Source organism: Sinorhizobium sp. B11 (genome assembly GCA_039725955.1).
In the GTDB taxonomy this organism is placed as follows: Bacteria; Pseudomonadota; Alphaproteobacteria; order Rhizobiales; family Rhizobiaceae; genus Rhizobium.
In genome coordinates, this window is record CP091033.1 from 203,000 (window position 1) to 221,072 (window position 18,073).

General features: G+C 60.4%; 16 protein-coding genes. 5 read left to right on the top strand and 11 right to left on the bottom strand.

The genetic code is table 11. The features are described 5' to 3' along the window. Positions 1-7: 7 nt before the first annotated feature. The 3 genes from LVY75_00930 to LVY75_00940 all read right to left on the bottom strand — a co-directional run bounded on the left by LVY75_00930 (position 8) and on the right by LVY75_00940 (position 3,476). The gene (locus LVY75_00930) at positions 8-667 is read right to left on the bottom strand and encodes a GntR family transcriptional regulator (protein ID XAZ20558.1); all 660 of its coding nucleotides are present in this window, start codon (positions 665-667) and stop codon (positions 8-10) included. A 23-nt stretch (positions 668-690) separates the two neighbouring features. Beyond that, positions 691-1,575 carry a dihydrodipicolinate synthase family protein gene (locus LVY75_00935; GenBank protein ID XAZ20559.1) on the bottom strand — a complete coding sequence of 295 codons (885 nt, stop codon included), beginning with the start codon at positions 1,573-1,575 and terminating at the stop codon, positions 691-693. A gap of 296 nt (positions 1,576-1,871) precedes the next feature. Next, positions 1,872-3,476, bottom strand: a complete 1,605-nt coding sequence (locus LVY75_00940; GenBank protein ID XAZ20560.1) for a beta-xylosidase — start codon at positions 3,474-3,476, stop codon at positions 1,872-1,874. Positions 3,477-3,853: 377 nt separating this feature from the next. Between LVY75_00940 and LVY75_00945 the strand changes: the two genes are divergently transcribed. The 5 genes from LVY75_00945 to LVY75_00965 all read left to right on the top strand — a co-directional run bounded on the left by LVY75_00945 (position 3,854) and on the right by LVY75_00965 (position 9,601). Then, on the top strand, positions 3,854-5,755 hold the full coding sequence (locus LVY75_00945; protein ID XAZ20561.1) for an ABC transporter substrate-binding protein: 1,902 nt from the start codon (positions 3,854-3,856) through the stop codon (positions 5,753-5,755). 64 nt (positions 5,756-5,819) lie between these two features. Then, positions 5,820-6,824, top strand: coding sequence for an ABC transporter permease (locus LVY75_00950; GenBank protein ID XAZ20562.1), 1,005 nt, complete (start codon positions 5,820-5,822; stop codon positions 6,822-6,824). 5 nt (positions 6,825-6,829) lie between these two features. Next, a complete protein-coding gene (locus LVY75_00955; GenBank protein XAZ20563.1) occupies positions 6,830-7,687 on the top strand; it encodes an ABC transporter permease in 858 nt (285 codons plus the stop codon). Positions 7,688-7,691: 4 nt separating this feature from the next. Next, entirely contained in the window at positions 7,692-8,726 is a 1,035-nt protein-coding gene (locus tag LVY75_00960; protein XAZ20564.1) for an ABC transporter ATP-binding protein, read from the top strand. Beyond that, positions 8,723-9,601 (top strand): ABC transporter ATP-binding protein, encoded by an 879-nt coding sequence (locus LVY75_00965; GenBank protein ID XAZ20565.1) that lies wholly within the window; start codon positions 8,723-8,725, stop codon positions 9,599-9,601. The genes LVY75_00960 and LVY75_00965 overlap by 4 nt, the downstream gene beginning before the upstream one ends. A gap of 38 nt (positions 9,602-9,639) precedes the next feature. Here the strand turns inward: LVY75_00965 and LVY75_00970 are convergent, their stop codons facing one another. The 8 genes from LVY75_00970 to LVY75_01005 form a co-directional block, all read right to left on the bottom strand. Further along, positions 9,640-10,791, bottom strand: coding sequence for an alpha-hydroxy-acid oxidizing protein (locus tag LVY75_00970; protein XAZ20566.1), 1,152 nt, complete (start codon positions 10,789-10,791; stop codon positions 9,640-9,642). A 192-nt stretch (positions 10,792-10,983) separates the two neighbouring features. Further along, the gene (locus LVY75_00975) at positions 10,984-11,664 is read right to left on the bottom strand and encodes a hypothetical protein (protein XAZ20567.1); all 681 of its coding nucleotides are present in this window, start codon (positions 11,662-11,664) and stop codon (positions 10,984-10,986) included. A gap of 69 nt (positions 11,665-11,733) precedes the next feature. Then, positions 11,734-12,633, bottom strand: coding sequence for an ATP-binding cassette domain-containing protein (locus LVY75_00980; protein XAZ20568.1), 900 nt, complete (start codon positions 12,631-12,633; stop codon positions 11,734-11,736). After that, a complete protein-coding gene (locus tag LVY75_00985) occupies positions 12,630-13,433 on the bottom strand; it encodes an ABC transporter ATP-binding protein (protein ID XAZ20569.1) in 804 nt (267 codons plus the stop codon). Before LVY75_00985 ends, LVY75_00980 begins: the two co-directional genes overlap by 4 nt. Next, entirely contained in the window at positions 13,430-14,308 is an 879-nt protein-coding gene (locus LVY75_00990) for an ABC transporter permease (protein ID XAZ20570.1), read from the bottom strand. Before LVY75_00990 ends, LVY75_00985 begins: the two co-directional genes overlap by 4 nt. A 1-nt stretch (position 14,309) precedes the next feature. After that, positions 14,310-15,287 carry an ABC transporter permease gene (locus tag LVY75_00995; GenBank protein ID XAZ20571.1) on the bottom strand — a complete coding sequence of 326 codons (978 nt, stop codon included), beginning with the start codon at positions 15,285-15,287 and terminating at the stop codon, positions 14,310-14,312. Between the two features lie 62 nt (positions 15,288-15,349). Next, positions 15,350-16,996, bottom strand: coding sequence for an ABC transporter substrate-binding protein (locus LVY75_01000; protein XAZ20572.1), 1,647 nt, complete (start codon positions 16,994-16,996; stop codon positions 15,350-15,352). A 44-nt stretch (positions 16,997-17,040) separates the two neighbouring features. After that, positions 17,041-18,063 (bottom strand): glycoside hydrolase family 3 protein, encoded by a 1,023-nt coding sequence (locus LVY75_01005; GenBank protein ID XAZ20573.1) that lies wholly within the window; start codon positions 18,061-18,063, stop codon positions 17,041-17,043. Positions 18,064-18,073 lie beyond the last annotated feature (10 nt).

Consider the following 18,073-nt stretch of genomic DNA (forward strand, 5'->3'; position numbering starts at 1 on the left):
CGTCTTTCTAAATTCTCAGCGCACGACTTCGCGCGTGATTGATATGTGCGGCAAGCGCATCGACGGCGCCTTGCACGTTCCTTTGCTCAATCGCCTCCAGCACGCGAAGATGCTCACCCATGACGGGGCCGACGCGCCCGTCGATGCGGAAGCGTTCCTGGCTGATCAGGCGCATCTTGATGGAGTTGACGCGGTAGGCGTTGGAAATGATCGTGTTGCCTAGCGCATCGATGAAGGCGTCATGCATGCCCCAGTCGACAGCCTGGGCATGGATTTCCAGTTCGTGGGAATGATTGCCGGCCTCGATTGCCGCGACGATCTCACGATGCTGATTCAGGAGTGCCGCGATCGCCGCGTCGCTTGCCGTCTCTGTGAAGATCCCGACGGCTTCCTTTTCGAGAAAAAGCCGGAGCTGGAAGGCTTCGCGAATGAGGTTCAGGTCGATATGGGCAATCTGAAGCCCGCGCTGCGGCACCGTCTTGATCAGGCCCTCGGCTTCTAGCCGCGGTATAAGTTCGCGAATAGCTCCGAGCGTCAGGCCGGTCAGTTCGACAAGCCTGCGCTGCGAGACGAATTGCCCGGGACGGACGTCACGCGCCAGCAGATGCCTGGTAAAGCTTTCATAAGCTTTCTCTCTCAGCGTCGGCTGCTCGTCCGCTCCATCCATCGGGCTCTCCTCGTACATGACCGCTATGCTGCCTTTGTGCGAAAAAGTCCGTCAAAGGCAAGGGCAAGCTCGCGTCTGCCATCGGCGGAGATTGACGTCAAAGGAGGGCGAACCGCAAGCCATCTATCATCGCCAGTCATTTTTGCCACCATGACTTTCACAGCCGGCGTCACGGGGTGCTTGAGAAGTTCGCCAACGAACTGTTCGACGCGCGGATCGTCATTGCCGTCGACGGCCATGGCGCGGACTTCGTGCGGCGCAAAATTGGCCATGCCCGAAATCGCACCCTGACCGCCCATGCGCACACCCTTGGCGAGGTGCCGCTCGTCGCCGATCAGGATGATCAGGTCGCCATGCTGGCGCAGCAGGGTTTCGGTGTAGGGCCAGTCGCCGGAGGAGTCCTTGACGCCGGTGACGATGGAGGGGAAAGCCTTTCGCAACCGGCTGATCAGGTCGATGCTCAACGCGACCATCGTGACCGAGGGAATATTGTAGGCCAGTACATCACGCGCTGCCTCGCCGACACGCGCAAACACATCGGCAAACCAGGCAAAGATACCATCATCGCTGACGTTTTTGAAATAGGAGGGCGGGGCGAGAAGGATACTGCGCACGCCCTTCGACAGGGCCTGTGACATCTGCTGCGCCGCATCCTCCGCCGCGTCGACGAGCACACCGACGACGATCTGCCCGGGCTGAACGCCGGCGGCAATAAATGCGTCGAGGATCCGTTCGCGTTCCTGGCTGCCGATCGATGCGCCTTCGCCTGTTGTTCCGAACAGAGTGACGCTGGCGCAGCCCGAATCAAGGCTTCGCTTTGCCTGGGCGAGCATGACCTCGGCGGCGATGGCGCCGCTGCGGTCAAAAGGTGTCGCCAATGCGACCGACAAACCAAACCCCGTCATCAATATGTCTCCTTCATGTCAGTACTGTATGGCTAACATGTCAGTTATTAGCTGTAAACCTGTTTGTGGTAAATTGGTCTCTTGATGGCAAAGGGCTGTGGAATGTTGGAGCGTCGCGGTCTCGGGGACAGGCGGCTCGTTGTTGCCCGCGGTGCTACGCGGGATGGTCTCGACGGCGCCAATTGTGGCGCAGTGAAACGACACGCGGTCAATGACGTGACGATGACCGCGCGCCGGATTGCTCTGAGGTGGTTACGGAGCGCAACTTGGAGGGTTGCGCTCCCACTTTTCCCGCCGTCTCACCAGTCCAGGCGTAGGAGAGAAACGCCCTGACGCGGCAGGGAGAAGGTGAGATTGATCTTGCCGTCGCGGACCGAAACAGACGCCTTGTCGTCGATCTCGGCGAGCTTTCCCGAGGCCTCGAGCCTGGCGTAATCGGCGCCCGCGATATCCTGCGGTTTGCCCATTTCCTTCCAGATGCGGAAGGAGTTGGAATGCTGCTCGTCCATGCGGAAATGCTTGAGCGCGGCCGGACGATTGCCCCAGCCGTCAATCGCCAGGCTGATATCGGCAGCGGGGCCTGCCTCATCGTCATCATGATAGTGCCAGACGAGAACGGAGACGCCCTTGTCGTCGCGGGTCGCAACGACGTTGACGTCGGGCTTGTCGCGAACGCCGTGGCTCATGATATCCTCGATATCGCGGCGATAGTCGCTTTCGGATTCCAGCCACTCGCCGCCAAGCTTGCCGAGCATCCGGAAGCCGTTCAGCACCGCCTTGTCGACGCCGTTAGTCGCGAGATCCCGGAAGCCGTCGAAATAGGGCTGGTCGTCGAAAAGGAAGGCCCAGGTCACCGCACCTTCGATCTCGATATTGGCTCGGCGTGACAGCTCATAAGTGCGGATCATGCTCTCGACGACATAGACGCCGTAGAGCGGTCCGTTGCGGTAGCCGTTCTGCGGGTGGACGCGGGCCGAGCAGGCCGCACAGCCTTCCGGGTCGGATTCGCCGATCACGACGGGCAGATGCCGAAGCTCGGGGAATTCGTTGATAATGGCGAGATTGGTTTCGATGTCGCGCAGCTGCTTGTGCAGACCCATGCGCACATGGCCGTCGAAGATGACCGGGTTGCCCTTGGCGTGGAAGGCGATGAAATCGATCGGCGGCTTGTTCTCGACAACATGGCGCAAAAAGGCGCGCAGGAAAGTCTGCGCCTTCTCATTGGCGAAGCCGCCGCACGTGTGCGGACCGCCGACGCGTGCTTTCGGCAGGGCGCGTTTTACGGCACGTGCGCTCGCATCATACATGGCGCAGAATTCCGGAATCGTACCCGTCCAGTAATGGCCGTCGGGTTCATTCCAGACTTCCCAGGGCCAGGAGGAGACGACATCTTCGCCGTAGCGATCGGCAAGATGCCGTGCCCAGGCCTCGATGAGGTCTCCCCATTTTTTCAGGTCCTTCGGCGGCGCGGTCCAGCCGGTGGTGATCGTTGCGTATTTATCCGCCGGCTCCCAATGATGCTTGTAGGGGCCGTCGAAATCGGAAAGCGCCTCCGGCGTGAAGCCGATCTGGATCAGCGGAATGTTGCCGGCCTCGACATAGGCGTCGAAGATCTGGTCGATGATCGTCCAGTCATAGACGGGATTGCCGTTCGCATCCTCCGTATAGGCATTGGTCGAGCCCCATTTCAGTGCCGGCTTGCCGTCGCCGCTCGTCAACAGATTGTGGGTACGAATGCGCGGAGCGACGGGGCTGAGTTCTGTCAGCTCCTTCAGAAGCTTCTTGCCATGGGGGGAATAGGTGTAGTTCGGCTCGTCATAGCCGAACCAGTTCCACAGCGGTTTATAGGCCCCTGTCGGCCTGCCGGCGTGAACGTTGATGGTCACGTCATAGGAACTCGTCATCGTCTTTCCTCTTGAACGGCCAAGCCTCGGCCTCCTCCCGAAGGCTAACCGACCAATATTGTGATGAGTTGCGGCTGTCTTGGGAGGGCGCCGCGCTCGCCGCAAAAGCTAAGCGAAATGACCATTTTGTCAATAATATAAAAAATGACGATTAAATGGGTGATGAAAAATGCCGGTATTTACGAGAGTTTTTGGCATTTAAAAAATTACCTGTTGCCGTTTGGCGAAAAATTGTCGATAAATGTTGAGGCGAAACTTGTCGTCTGGAGGAGCCATATGGACTATCAGGTCCCTATGAAGACGCTTTCGCCGGAACGCGATCGATAACGGATTACGGGAAGCGCCCGCCTCTGCGGGCCAAGGAGGAGGAGCGTCCGATGAAGTTCCCAAGATTTGCAGCCATTGCCTTATTGTCTCTAGCCGCTCTGCCTGCTTATGCGCAGGACTTCATTGCCGGAATTCCGCGCAATGAAACTCTGATCATCCAGGGCACGCCGCAGCAGAATGCCGACTGGTTTAATGTCTGGGCGCCGGGCGGTGGTGGGTCTGCCAATGTCAACGGCCTGCAGCAGCTGACGACCGATACGTTCTGGTTCATCAATCCGGAGGGTGGTCCGGATGCCTGGCAGAATGCGCTCGCTACCGAGCCGCCGGCCTATAATGCCGATTTCACGCAAATGACCGTGAAGCTGCGCAAGGGCATCTATTGGAGCGACGGTGTCGAATTCACCAGCGACGACGTGGCCTATACGGTCAAGACTCAGATCGACCATCCCGGCATGTCCTGGAGCGCGCCTTTTTCCGTCAACGTTGCCAGCGTGGAAAACCCAGATCCGCAGACGGTGATCCTCCATCTCAAGAAGCCGAATTCGCGCTTCCACACAGTGTTCACCGTGCGCTGGAACGCTGCCTGGATCATGCCGAAGCATGTCTTCGAAAAGGCCGGCGATCCCCTGGCATTCAAGAACAATCCGCCGGTCTCGCTCAGCGCCTATGTGCTGCAGAGCTATGACAAGGCTGGCAACTGGACCATCTGGAAACTGCGCGACGACTGGCAGCGCACTTCGATCGGCATGGCTGCCAAGGAGCCGCCGCAGGTGAAATATGTCGTCTATCGAGCCGCCGGTAACCCGGAAGCCCGCGTCATCGAGCAGCGCAATCATAATCTCGACGTGATCAACGACATGGCACCCGAGGGCATGTTTGCGATGATGCGCGACAGCAAGAGCGTCGCCTCCTGGCTGAAGGGCTTCCCCTTCGCCCATCCCGATCCGACCCTGCCTTCCGTGCTGCTCAACACCAAGAAGCCGCCCTTCGACAACAAGGACGTGCGCTGGGCGCTGGCATTGATGATCGATATCCGCGCCGTGGCCCTCGGCTCCTATCGCGGTGCCGCCAATCTGGCTGCTCTCGCCACGCCGCCGACCGGCTCGGCTCCGGACGATTATTACGCACCGATGCAGGACTGGCTCACCAATTTCGAGCTCGATACCGGCAGCCGCAAGATCAAGCCCTATGATCCCAATATCTCCGCCCAGATCGCCACCATGGTGCGTGGCCAGTGGGGCGACCAGATCCCGACCGATCCGAAACAGCTGCAGCGTACCTTCGGCTTCGGCTGGTGGAAGCAGGATGTTCAAGCTGCGACCGAGCTCCTGCAGAAGGCCGGTTTCAAGAAGAGCGGCAATCAATGGATGAAGCCTGACGGCACGCCGTTCACGATCCGCCTGCAGGTCGAGGGCGACGCCATTCCGACACTCGCGCGTGCCGGCACCGTTATCGCCCAGCAATGGAGCCAGAACGGCATCGCTACAAAGGTGGATGTTGCCGGTCCGACCAACGGTCAGCGCCTTAGTGCCGGCGATTACGAAGCCGCAATCTACTGGAGCATTGAGACCTGGGGCGGTCATCCGGATCTGTCCTTTTTCCTGGACAGCTACCATTCGGAATTCATCAAGCCGCTCGGCCAGATCCAGCCGCCGCGCAACCTGCAACGCTGGCAGGATCCGCGTCTCGATCAGATCATCGCGAAGAACCGGTCCATCGCCTTCGACTCGCCCGACGTCACCAAGGTCGGTCAGGATTTCCTGAAGCTCGCGGTCGAAGAGATGCCGATGATTCCGCTGATGGCCTACAACAAGTTCGCCCCGTTCGACACGACCTACTGGACGAACTATCCGAGCGCTGAAAACCCCTATTCCGCTTCGGGTCCGAACTGGTCGAACATTCGTTACATGGTGACCGGCCTGAAGGCCAATCCGGACGCTCCGAAGAACTGATCGCGTCGACACGGGAGTGGCCGATTGCCGGCCGCTCCCCTTCTGCTAGTGGAGGATGGATGCCATGAATGGCTTTCTGATCTATGCGGGTAAACGTTTCCTGCAGTTCCTTTTCGTGGTCGTCACCGGCATCACGCTCGCATTCCTGATCGCGCATTTCTCGCCTGTTGATCCGGTGGAGCAGACCGTGTCGCTTTTGACGAGTTTCGGCTCGACCGATCCACAATCGGTTGAAATTCTGCGCGAATCGCTGCGGGAACTCTATGGAACCGGCGGCCCGCTTATCGATCAGTATTTCACTTTCTGGGGACGGGTGCTGACCGGTGATTTTGGTCCGTCGCTGTCGTCCTTCCCGACACCGGTCATGACCGTCATCGGACGCGCCTTGCCTTGGACCGTCGGCCTTCTGACGCTTGCTACGATCATCGCATGGATCATCGGCAACCTGCTCGGCGCGCTTGCCGGCTATTTCCGCAACAGCCGTCTGCTCAAGCTTGCCGGTATCGTCATCATGGCACTGCAGCCGATCCCGACCTACATCATCGGCCTCAGCCTCGTTATTCTCTTTGGTTTCGTCTGGCCGATCCTGCCGATCAGTGGCGGCGCGCAGGTCAATCTCACGCCCGCATTCAGCTGGGCCTTCATCAGCTCGGTTATCGAACACGGCATTCTGCCGGCGCTGACGCTCGTGCTCGTCGGCATCGGTGGCTGGTTCATTTCCATGCGTTCGCTCGTTTCCAACATCATCACTGACGATCATGTCGTCTATGCCGAGCTCGGCGGCGTGCGCTCGAGCAGCATCTTTTCGTATTATGTGGCCCGCAACGCCATGTTGCCGCAGGTCACGGGTCTCGCGCTCAGCCTCGGCAATGTCTTCGGCGGTGCCGTCATCGTCGAGTTCGTCTTCAACTATCCGGGCATCGGCAAGCTGTTGATCTCGGGCATCTATTCCGGCGATTACAGCCTGGTCCTGGGCGTCACGACCATCGCCATCATTGCCGTCGCTGCGGCCGTCTTCGTGATCGATATCATCTATCCGCTGATCGATCCGCGCGTGAAACTGGGATAATAGCGATGTTCAAGATCCTCAGAGACCTGCTTCGTTACAACCGCGAATTCCTGCTCGGGACGATCCTGATCCTGATCATTGTCGGGTTGATCGTCTCTTCCTTCTTCTCGCCTTATGACGAGAACGCCATTTATGTGGTGATCCCCGACATGCCGCCATCCGCCGAATTCTGGTTCGGCACGACTTCGCGCGGCCAGGATGTTTTCTGGCAGATCGGCGCGTCGCTGCGCAACACGCTGCTCTTCGGCATTATCGTCGCCGTTATCAGCCGCCTCATCGCGCTCGTCGTCGGCCTCGTTTCCGGTTACATCGGCGGCCGCACCGACCAGATCATCATGGGCATCAACGATACGCTGGGCGCATTGCCAAACATCCCGATCCTGCTTCTTCTGGTCTTTGTCCTGCGTGACCAGATGACATGGTCGATGCTGGCGGTCGTCGCAGCCCTGCTCGGCTGGACGCATGACAGCCGGCTCATCCGCTCCGTCGCGCTATCGCTACGGCAACGGGAATTTACCCGGCACGCCGTCTTTTCGGGCATGCGCACGTCGCAAATCCTCGTTCGCGAACATCTTCCCTATGTCATGCCGATCGTCTTCTTCACGACGATGAACAATCTGATCTGGGCGATCGGCCTGGAAGTGACGCTCTCCATTCTCGGTTTTTCCGACATCAACCGGCCGACAATCGGTGGCATGATCTACTGGGCCAATGCACATTCGGCCATGGTTGCCGGCATCTGGTGGTGGGTGGCCTTCCCGATGCTGTTCGTGGTCATCCTCTTCCTCGGCCTCTTCATGCTCGCCATGTCGGTCAATGAATATATCGATCCGCGCTCGCGGCTGGCCCGGATGGGAGCGTGAGACGATGCAGAATTCTTTGAGGAAAGCACCTTTGACCCTCGTCGAAAACTCCCGGGACGCGCTGACGATCGACGGGCTCAAATGCTACTACGTCAACGATTATTTCGGAGTCCGGCGCGAGATCAGGGCCGTCGACGATATCAGCCTGACTGTACGCAAGAACGAAATCTACGGCATTGCCGGAGAATCCTCGAGCGGCAAGACCTCGCTCATCAAGACGCTTGCCGGAGCCATTCGCCCGCCGATGCGGGTCGTCGGCGGTACGGTCAATTTCAATTTCGATGGCAAGCCGATCGATGTCTATGGCGAACCGCAAAAGATGCGGGCCGCGCGCTGGCGACATCTTTCCTACATCATGCAGGGCTCGATGAACGTGCTGAACCCGGTCCGGCGGGTGAAGCATGCTTTCAACGATTTCGCCTCCCGCCACATGGGTCTGGATCAAGCAGCCTTCCGCCAGCGGGTCGAGGCGCATCTTGCCCGCCTGCATCTCGACCCGCATGTCCTTGAAGCCTTTCCGCACCAGCTCTCCGGCGGCATGCGCCAGCGGCTGACCATCGCGCTTGCGACCGTCTGCGAACCGGAATTCATCATCGCCGACGAGCCGACGACGGCGCTCGACGTTTTGGTGCAGCAGGATGTTCTTGCGTTGATCAAGGAGGTGCAGACACGCATGCAAGCCTCGGTCATCTTCGTGACCCACGATATGTCCGTCCATGCTGCCATCACCGATCGCCTTGCGATCATGTATGCGGGGCGGCTCGCCGAAGAAGGGCCGACGCAGGCGATCTTCGACAATCCGCAACATCCCTATACGGCTCATCTGATCGGCAGCCTGCCACGCATCGGCGATACGCGGACGCGGAAGAGTCTGCAGGGCAAACCTCCGGCGCTCTCGAACCCGCCGTCGGGATGTCGCTTCCATCCACGGTGTCCGATTGCGATCGACAGGTGCTCGAAGGAGGTTCCTGTCATGCAGCCGAGCGCGACCGGTGGGCGCGTGGCATGTTTCAGGGCAGGGGAGTACAAGATCCAATGAGTGGCGAACACCTTCTCCAGCTTGAAAATGTCAGCAAGTTCTTTCCGATCGGCGGGTTCTTTTCACGTGCCAGGATGACGGCAGTCGATGACGTGAGCTTTGCGCTTGCGGCTGACAGCCCAGAGATTTTCACGATCGTCGGCGAATCCGGCTCCGGCAAATCCACGCTCGCCAAGATGATCCTCGGCAGCGAGGCCGCAGATCGCGGCACCATCCGCTTCGACGGCGCCGACATTGGCGATATCAGCGGCCGTAGCGCCCGCGAAGCCTTCATGACCAGGGTTCAGCCGGTTTTCCAGAATCCCTTCGAAGCCTTCAATCCGCTGACGCGCATCGACGAGTATCTGTATGCCACGGCGCATCGCTTCAAGGGTGCGAAGAGCCGCGCCGAAAGGGAGGCCTTGGCAGATACGGCGCTGCAGCGGGTCGGCCTTTCCATTGCGGAGGTTCGAGGACGTTATTCGCACGAATTGTCCGGTGGCCAGCTCCAGCGCATCGCGGTGGCACGCGCGCTCATTCCCGAACCGAAGCTCATCGTCGCCGACGAGCCGGTTTCCATGGTGGATGCGTCACTGCGCATGTCGATCGTCAATCTCTTTCGCGAATTGCGCGATACGTTGAAGGTATCGATCATCTACATCACTCATGATCTCGCGACCGCCTATTACATAGCCGACCGTGTCATTATCATGCGCAAGGGCGTGGTCGTCGAAAGCGGCGATGCGCGTACCGTGCTGGACAATCCGCAGCACGAATATTCGTTCGCCTTGAAGAATGCCGTGCTGCCGCCCGATCCCCGCGAGGCGTCGACGATCATTCGCCAGCGCCGGCAGGATGTCGGTGCACCTGCGCCCCGTGAGATCGTCGGAGCCTGATAAAGTTCGCACCGTGATATCGGGCGCAGTGCTCCGTCTCAGGAGGTGCGGAAACGCAGGTTGCCGGCCGACAGCTCGCTGACGGAAGCGGCGCCCATCAGCTTCATGCCACGCTCGATTTCCGTCCGTATTTGCAGGAGCGCCCGCTCGACCCCGGCTTGGCCGGCGGCTGCAAGCGGGAAGAGATAATAACGCCCGACCCCGACCGCCTTGGCGCCGAGCGAGAGTGCCTTGAGCACATGCGTGCCGCGCTGGATGCCGCCGTCGACCATGACGTCGATCCTGTCGCCGACGGCATTGACGATTTCCGCCAGCTGGTCGAAGCCGCTGCGTGAACCGTCGAGCTGGCGGCCGCCGTGGTTGGACAGCACGATGCCGGTGCAGCCGATATCGATAGCGCGCTTGGCATCCTCGACCGTCATGATGCCCTTCAGGCAGAATTGCCCGCCCCAGATCTTCACCATGTCGGCGACATCGTCCCAGTTCATGGCGGGGTCGAGCATCTCGGTAAAGTAGCGGCTGATCGACATTGTGCCGCTGCCCATGTCCACATGGCTGTCGAGTTGCGGCAGGCGGAATTTCTCATGGGTGAAATAGTTGATTGCCCAGGCCGGTTTGACGGCAAACTGCGCCATGCCCGACAGGTTGAGCTTGAAAGGGATGGCAAATCCGGTGCGCTTGTCGCGCTCGCGATTGCCGCCGGTGATGCTATCGACGGTCAGCATCATCACCTGCACGCCCGCCTGCTTCGCCCGCGCCATCATTTCACGATTGAGGCCGCGATCGCGGTGGAAATAGAACTGGTAGACCTGCGGCCCGCTGCTGATCTGCCGCGCCTCTTCCAGGCTGATCGTGCCAAGCGAGGAAACGCCGAACATAGTACCGAATTTGCCGGCGGCGTGTGCCACTGCGCGTTCGCCCTCGTGGTGGAAGAGCCGCTGCAGCGCCGTCGGCGAGCAATAGACCGGCATGGCGAGTTTCTGGCCCATGACGGTGACCGACATATCGACATCGCTGACCCCACGCAGCACGCTCGGCAGAAGATCGCAGGTTTCGAAAGATGAGGTATTGCGCCTGTAAGTCACCTCGTCATCCGCGGCGCCGTCGATATAGTTGAAGATCGGCCCCGGAAGGCGCTGCTTGGCGAGACGGCGGAAATCGTGGAAGTTATGGCAGTCTGAAAGGCGCATACCCGTATCCAATCGAGGGCCGGCGCGTCATGCCTCCGCATGCGGCTCGGCCGATGAATGGCCGCGAGACCTCCTCGTCGTCGCGATCCGTGATCTATGGGATACGATTATTACCGCACCAATCTCAAGCTCTCTTGCGCACGCATCCGTCGCCTTTGCTGATAAAGATGCATTTTATTGCCGGGGGGTCGGTCAGCGACCGGGCTTGACTGCGAGCCAGATGACGTGGCGCGCGCCGCCGCGCTTGCCGTTGGCCCGCGTATTGACCACATCGACGGCAAAGCCGCAGTCCTTCAGACGCCGCGTGAAGGACGGATCCGGCCCGGAGGACCAGACGGCCAGCACGCCGCCGGGACGCAGGGCCTCTCGGGCGGATTTAAGCCCGGCATAATCGTAGAGTCGGTCATTGGATTTGCGGGTCAGGCCGTCAGGCCCATTGTCGACGTCGAGAAGGATAGCGTCATAGCCGCCCTTTCCGGCGCGGATCGCTTCGCCGACATCCCCGTGGTGGATCGACACACGCGGATCGTCAAGGCAGCCTCTGAACACTTCAGCCATCGGGCCGCGTGCCCAGGCAACGACTTCCGGAATCAGTTCGGCAACGACGATAGTGGCATCCTCGGGCACGACCGCAAGAGCGGCCCGCAGGGTAAAGCCCATGCCGAGCCCGCCGATCAGGATCTTCGGCTTCGGATGCGATTTGATCCGTTCAAAGGACAGAGTAGCGAGTGCTTCTTCCGAACCGCTGAGGCGGCTGTTCATCAGCTCGTTGGTGCCGAGCATGATGGAAAATTCACTGCCGCGCTGCTTCAGTCGCAGCTCTCCACCGTCGCCGGGGATGGTCGCGGAATCGAGCTGGATCCAGGGAAGCATGGCGGTTTCGTCTCGCTGAAAGGGACCGTCCCCTAGCATAGGGTGACAGTCGAAGCCAGCAAGCCTTGCTCAGATCAAACGCACGAAATGATCCGGCTCATGCTGCACCACCTGTTCCTGCGGCGCGGCGGAGCGGCGGCGGATATCGTCCACCTCCTGTGGCTGCAGGCGCGTGCGCGGATCGTCGAAGCGCACGTCCGGATCGGGGACAGCCGAGAGCAGAAGACGGGTATAGGGATGCAGCGGATTGTCGATTACCTTGGCCGTGTTGCCCCATTCGACGATCTGGCCGGAATACATGACGGCGATATCCTCCGCCACATAGCGGGCGGTGGCGATATCGTGGGTGATGTAGAGCAGGCCGAGATTCATCTCCTTCTTCATCTCGTTCAGGAGATTGAGAACACCGAGGCGCACGGAAACATCAAGCATTGAGGTCGGTTCGTCGGCGACGATCACTTCCGGCTGGGCGGCAAGGGCGCGGGCGATATTGACGCGCTGGCGCTGACCGCCCGAAAGCTCGTGCGGATATTTCGGCGCGACGATGTCCGGATCAAGCTTCACGCGTTCGAGCAGTTCACGGACGGTCGCATCGATCTGCTTGCCGCGTATGTCAGGCCGGTGGAGCTTCAGCGGCCGCTGCAGATGATGAGCGATCGTGTGGGCCGGGTTCAGCGAGGCGAATGGGTCCTGGAAGATCATCTGCACCGACCGGCGGTAACGGGCGATCTCGTCCGCCTTGGCGCCTTCGACGGGACGGCCCTTGTAGAGGATTTGCCCTGCGGTCGGCGAATATTCGCGCATCGCCATGCGGGCGCAGGTGGTCTTGCCGCTGCCGGATTCGCCGACAATCGCCAGCGCGCGGCCGGCGTGCAGCGAAAAGGAGATGGCGCGTGCAGCATGAACGGCGGAATCACCGTGGCCGAAGGTCTTGGTGACTTTGTCGAGTGCGAGGATGGCATCGCTCATAGCAGCACGCCTCCGTGAAGCGAGGGGAAGGAGGCCCAGAGTTTCCGGGTGTATTCGTGCTGCGGCGTCTTGTAGATCGCCTCGGCTTCGTTCTGCTCGACGAGCTTGCCCTGGAGCATGATGCCGATGCGGTCGCAGAACTGCACCATCAGCCCGAGATCGTGGGTGATGAAGAGCACCGAGAAGCCGAACTGCTTGCGGAGTTCGTTGATGCGCTGCAGAATTTCGCGCTGCACGACCACATCAAGCGCCGTCGTCGGCTCGTCCATGACGACGAGTTTCGGATCGAGCGCCATACAGATGGCGATGACGATGCGCTGGCGCATGCCGCCGGAAAACTGGTGCGGATAGTTGCGCATACGTTCCGGCGCGATATCGACGAGCCGCAGCATCTCGGCCGTGCGCTCGCGCGCTTCGGCTTTCGTCATGCCCTTGTGGGTGCGCAGCACGTCATAGAACTGGTCCTCGATGCGCAGCACCGGGTTCAGCGAATTCATGGCGCTCTGGAAGACCATGGCGACTTCGCGCCAGCGGAAGGCGGCAAGCGCCTTCGGGTCGAGATCGAGCACATCACGGCCGGCAAGCAGGATCTGGCTGTCCTTGCGGATCAGCGCTGGCGGCTTGTGCAGGCGGCTGATGGCAAAGGCAATCGTGCTCTTGCCACAGCCGGATTCGCCGGCCAGACCAAAGACTTCGCCGGGTGCAACATCAAAGCTGACATTGTCGACGGCGCGGAAGTCCTTTTCCTCGCCGATATAGTCGATCGTGAGGTTTTTGACTGAAAGCAACGGGTGGTTCACAGGCGGCCCTCCCCGGAGCGGATGAGAAAAGACCAGCGCTTCAGATGATTGCCGGTACGCAGGCGCGGATTGGCGATCTCATCGACGGCGAAATTGAGCAGCGACATGCCGATGCCGAGGAAGGCGAGCGCGAAGCAGGGTGTGAGAATATCCCACCAGGCGCCGACCGAAAGCGCGGAGGCCTTCTGCGCGTTGTAGAGCATGGTGCCCCAGGAGACGACGCGCGGATCGCCGAGGCCGAGGAATTCCAGCGTCGCCTCGGTGATGATGGCGAAGATGACGCTACCGATGAAATTGATGCCGACGATGGAAATCACGTTGGGGAAGATCTCGAATGTCATGATGCGCCATTGCGGCTCACCCATCATCTCAGCCGATTTGACATAGTCTTTCTGCTTGACGGAGAGCGTTTCGGCACGGGTCACGCGCGCACCCCAGGCCCAGGACGTGCCACCGAGAATGAGCGCGATGACGATCGGGCTCGCCTGGCCGATGAAGGCTGCGAGAACGAGCAACAGCGGCAGGTTCGGCACGACGAGCACCATGTTCGTAAAGAAGCTGATGACCTCGTCCGTCTTGCCGCCGCGATAACCGGAGATGATACCGAGCGCCGTGCCGACGGCGGTGATCAGCAGGCCGGCGCCGAAGCCGACGGCAAGCGAGGTGCGCGCGCCATAGATCATCCGGGCGAAGACATCCTGGCCGATACGCGTCGTGCCGAGAATATGTTCGGCAGACGGCGGCTGGTGCGGACGGCCGGTGCGGGCGGCGGGATCGTAATGCGTCAGCAACGGTGCTGCGATCGCCACGATGACGATGAAGGCGATGATGGCGAGGCCGATCAGCGCCTTTCGATTGCGGAGAAGGCTCTTCATCTCACGCTCCCTTCAGTCGCGGATCGAGCAGCACATAGCTGACATCGACGATGAAATTGGCGATCAGCATGGTCGCGGTCATGATGAGAAGCTGGCCCTGGATGACGGGATAATCGCGCGCAAGGATCGCCTGGTAGAGGATGTTGCCGAGGCCCGGATAGTTGTAGACGACCTCGGTCACCAGCGAGCCACCGAGAATGGTGCCGATGGCAATCGCCAGGCTCGAGACGGTCGGCAGCAGCGCATTGCGGGCCGCATACCAGAGCATCACATGCCGGTCGGAGAGGCCCTTGGCGCGGGCCATGATGATATAGTCCTCGCCGAGCAGGTTGATCATGTTATTGCGCATGGTGACGGTAAAACCGCCGACCAGCACAGTGCAGAGCGTGATCATCGGCAGGACGCCGTGATAGGCGACACTGCCCACATATTGGAAGCTGAAGGCTGGATCGAGCGAGGGATCGGCAGCATAGCCGTTCGGGAACCAGCCAAGCGTGAAGCCGAAGAAGAACAGCACGATCAGCGAGGTGACGACGGCGGGCACCGATGTCGCGAAGATCGCGCCGATCGAGACGATGACGTCGAATTTGCTGCCGCGCCGCCAGGCGGCGACAATGCCGAGGAAGGTGCCGAGCGCAAAGCTGATGATCGTCGCCGTGCCCATCAGGCCGACAGTCCACACCAGCGCATGGCCGAGAACCGACGTGACCGGCAGCGGGAAATATTTGATCGAACGGCCGAGATCGCCGGTGAAGATGCTGCCGAGGTACGTCAGATATTGCTGCCAGAGCGGCCCGTCGACGAAGCCGAAAGTCAGCTTCAGCGCTTGCAGGCTTTCCGGCGGCAGTTCGGTGCCCGCGCTCGAAAACATGATGCGCACGGGATCGCCCGGCATCAGCCGGGGCAGGAAGAAGTTGATCGTCGCTGCCGCGATGAAGGCCGCCAGGTAAAAAGCGAGGCGGCGAAGTAGAAAGGCCATGGGGACTCCGTCAAAACGGGAGCGGCGCTTGCCGCGCCGCTCCCGCAGTTTGCAACAATGGCTTACTTGACCGGCTCAAGCGCCAGCAGGTTCAGAAGACGTGCCGGGTTGGTGCGCGAGATGGACGGATTGACGAAGGGGTTTTCCTTGGTCGACCAGCCGGTGAAGCGCTTGGTGTTGTACTGATACCAGTTCGGGTTGTTGAACACGGGGATGACAGGCATGTTTTCGGCAACGATGCGCTGAGCCTTGTTCATCGCTTCTTTCTGCCTGTCGAGATCGGCCGTGTGGGTGAACTGGGTGACCAGGTCTTCCACTTCCGGGTTGAACCAGCGCTGTGCGGTGAAGCGGGTCTTGCCCTTGTCCGAAGCACTGAAGGCGCGCTTGTAGGGATAATAGGGCGAGGCCGAAGCCGGCAGGCTGTTGATCGCCGCATCGAACTTTCCGTCGATGAGATCGGAGGTCCAGACGGCTTCTTCCGGGGTCTCGATCTTGGCATCAAGGCCGACTGCCTGCATGCCTTCGATCGCGATATTGACCGTGTCGATCCAGTCCGTCCAGGAGTTCGGAACGATGATCGAGAAGGAGATCTTCGAACCGTCAGGATTGTCACGCAGGCCGTCGCCGTCCTTGTCGACATAGCCGGCTTCGTCGAGCAGCGCTTTGGCGGCATCGGCGTCATAGGCGGCGAACTTGCCGAACTCGGCCATAACGGACGGGTCCGCCCAGCTCTTGTAGAGCTCGCCCATCAGGCCCGGGTCTTCGTTCAATGTCGGATAGCCGTAGCCAGCCACATCGATCATCGTCTTGCGGTCAAGCGCCATGGAGACCGCACGGCGGAACTTCACGTCGTTGAAGGCCTTCTTGTTGGCCTCGTTGGACGTTTCGAGATTGAACAGGAAGGCGACCATGCTGCTCGGCGAATACCAGTAGTGATAATGCGCCGGATCCTTCGAGACATAGACATTGTCGATATCGGGAATGAAGGAGACGCCCCAGTCAAGCGTGCCGTCGGCGGTCGCCGTCAGGATCTGGTTGTTGTCGGCAAGCTGCGGGAAGCGCATGCAATCGACCTTCAGATGCTCGGCATCCCAGTAGTTCGGGTTGCGGCACTGGTCATAGGTCTGGCCGGTGAAGCGCGGCACTTCGGTCAGCGGACCGCTGCCGACGGGATTTTCGTTGGCGTAGGTGACCGGATCGGCAACATCCTTCCAGACATGCTCGGGCACGATCGGCAGCTGCGACAGTTGTTCGGCTGCAAGCGAGCTTGGATTGGCGAGCGTGAAGCGGACTGTCTGGCCATCGACCGCCTGCACATCGGTGATGAAGGTCCAGATGCTGACGAAATCGAGGGCCGGGAACTTCTTCAGATAGTCATAGGTAAACTTGACGTCGGCCGAGGTTAGCGGCTGGCCGTCCGACCACTTCAGGTTTGGACGCAGCTTGAAATCGATGCTCTTCAGGTCGTCGGAGAGCTTGAAACTTTCGGCCAGGCGATAGACCGGCTTGTTGCTGTCGAAGCGGTTGAAGATGACCAGTGGCTCATAGATGAAGTCAAGGGTCGACTGACGCGACGAAGTCTGGTTGAACGGGTTGAAGTTGCGCACCCAGGTGGTTGCCGGCTCGATATTGGCCGTGAGGACGGTCTGCGCGACGGCCGAGCCCGATAGCATCGTCAGGGCCGCAGCCGCTAAAAGATATTTCTTCATTACAAATTCCCCTTTTCTTATGAGGTGAAGAATACGCGCGCTGGTCAGGAGACCAGTGCGCTTGCAAACATCGATTCGACTTCCGCATGGGCAGCGCGATAGTCGATTTTGAGAGTGCCGAGGCGGGCTTTGCCGGCGGCGATACGCTTCTGAGCGGCTTCCGTCAGCGGGCGCGCGGCCTTGGCGGCGGCCTCGCTCTCCTTGACGTCGCCATGGCTGTGAAGCGCAATGTCGAAACCGGCATCGAGAACCTGAGCGACGCGCCCTGGCAGAGTGCCCTGCAGCGAATCCATGAAGATGCAGTCGGAGATCAGAACGCCGTCGTAACCCATGTCCTTGCGGATCACGTCATGCATGATCGGCGAGATGGAAGCCGGCAGCTCGGCATCGTAAGCGGAGTAGACGACATGGGCGACCATCGCCCAAGGCGTGTCCTTCAGCGCCACGAAAGGCTTGAAGTCGGTTGCGGTCAGTGTTTCGCGCGAGCCGTCGACGACCGGGCGTTCCTTGTGGGAATCGAGCGTGGCGCGGCCGTGGCCCGGAATGTGCTTCATGACCGGCATGTTACCGGTTTCGAGGAGGCCATCGACCACTTCGCGGCCCAGTGCAGCGATGAAATCCGGATCGGGGCCGAAGGAGCGGGCGCCGATCACCGCGCTCGTTGTTTCGAAAACGAGATCGAGAACCGGCGAGCAGCCGCTCGACAGGCCGAGTTCGGTCATCATCACACCCATGGCCTGGGTGGACAGACGCAGCGCCTTCTTACCGAGTGCGAAGTCATGGCGCGCAAGCTCGGCGAACTGGCCGAAGCTGCGGAAAAGCGGCCAGGGGCCGGCATCCATATGCTGCACACGGCCGCCTTCCTGGTCGGTGAAGACGGGCGCATCGTCGCGGCCGACGGCCTCGCGGAAACGGTCGATCAGGATCTTTGCCTGCTCCGGATTGCGCAGATTGCGACGGCCGACGAAGAGGCCGAGCGGATTCGTCTCGCGGAAGAGGGCGAATTCGTCGTCCGAAAGCGTCGGATTGGGAAGGCCGACGAAGAGAGCGAGCGGGGTCGAGGACACTATTTCAATA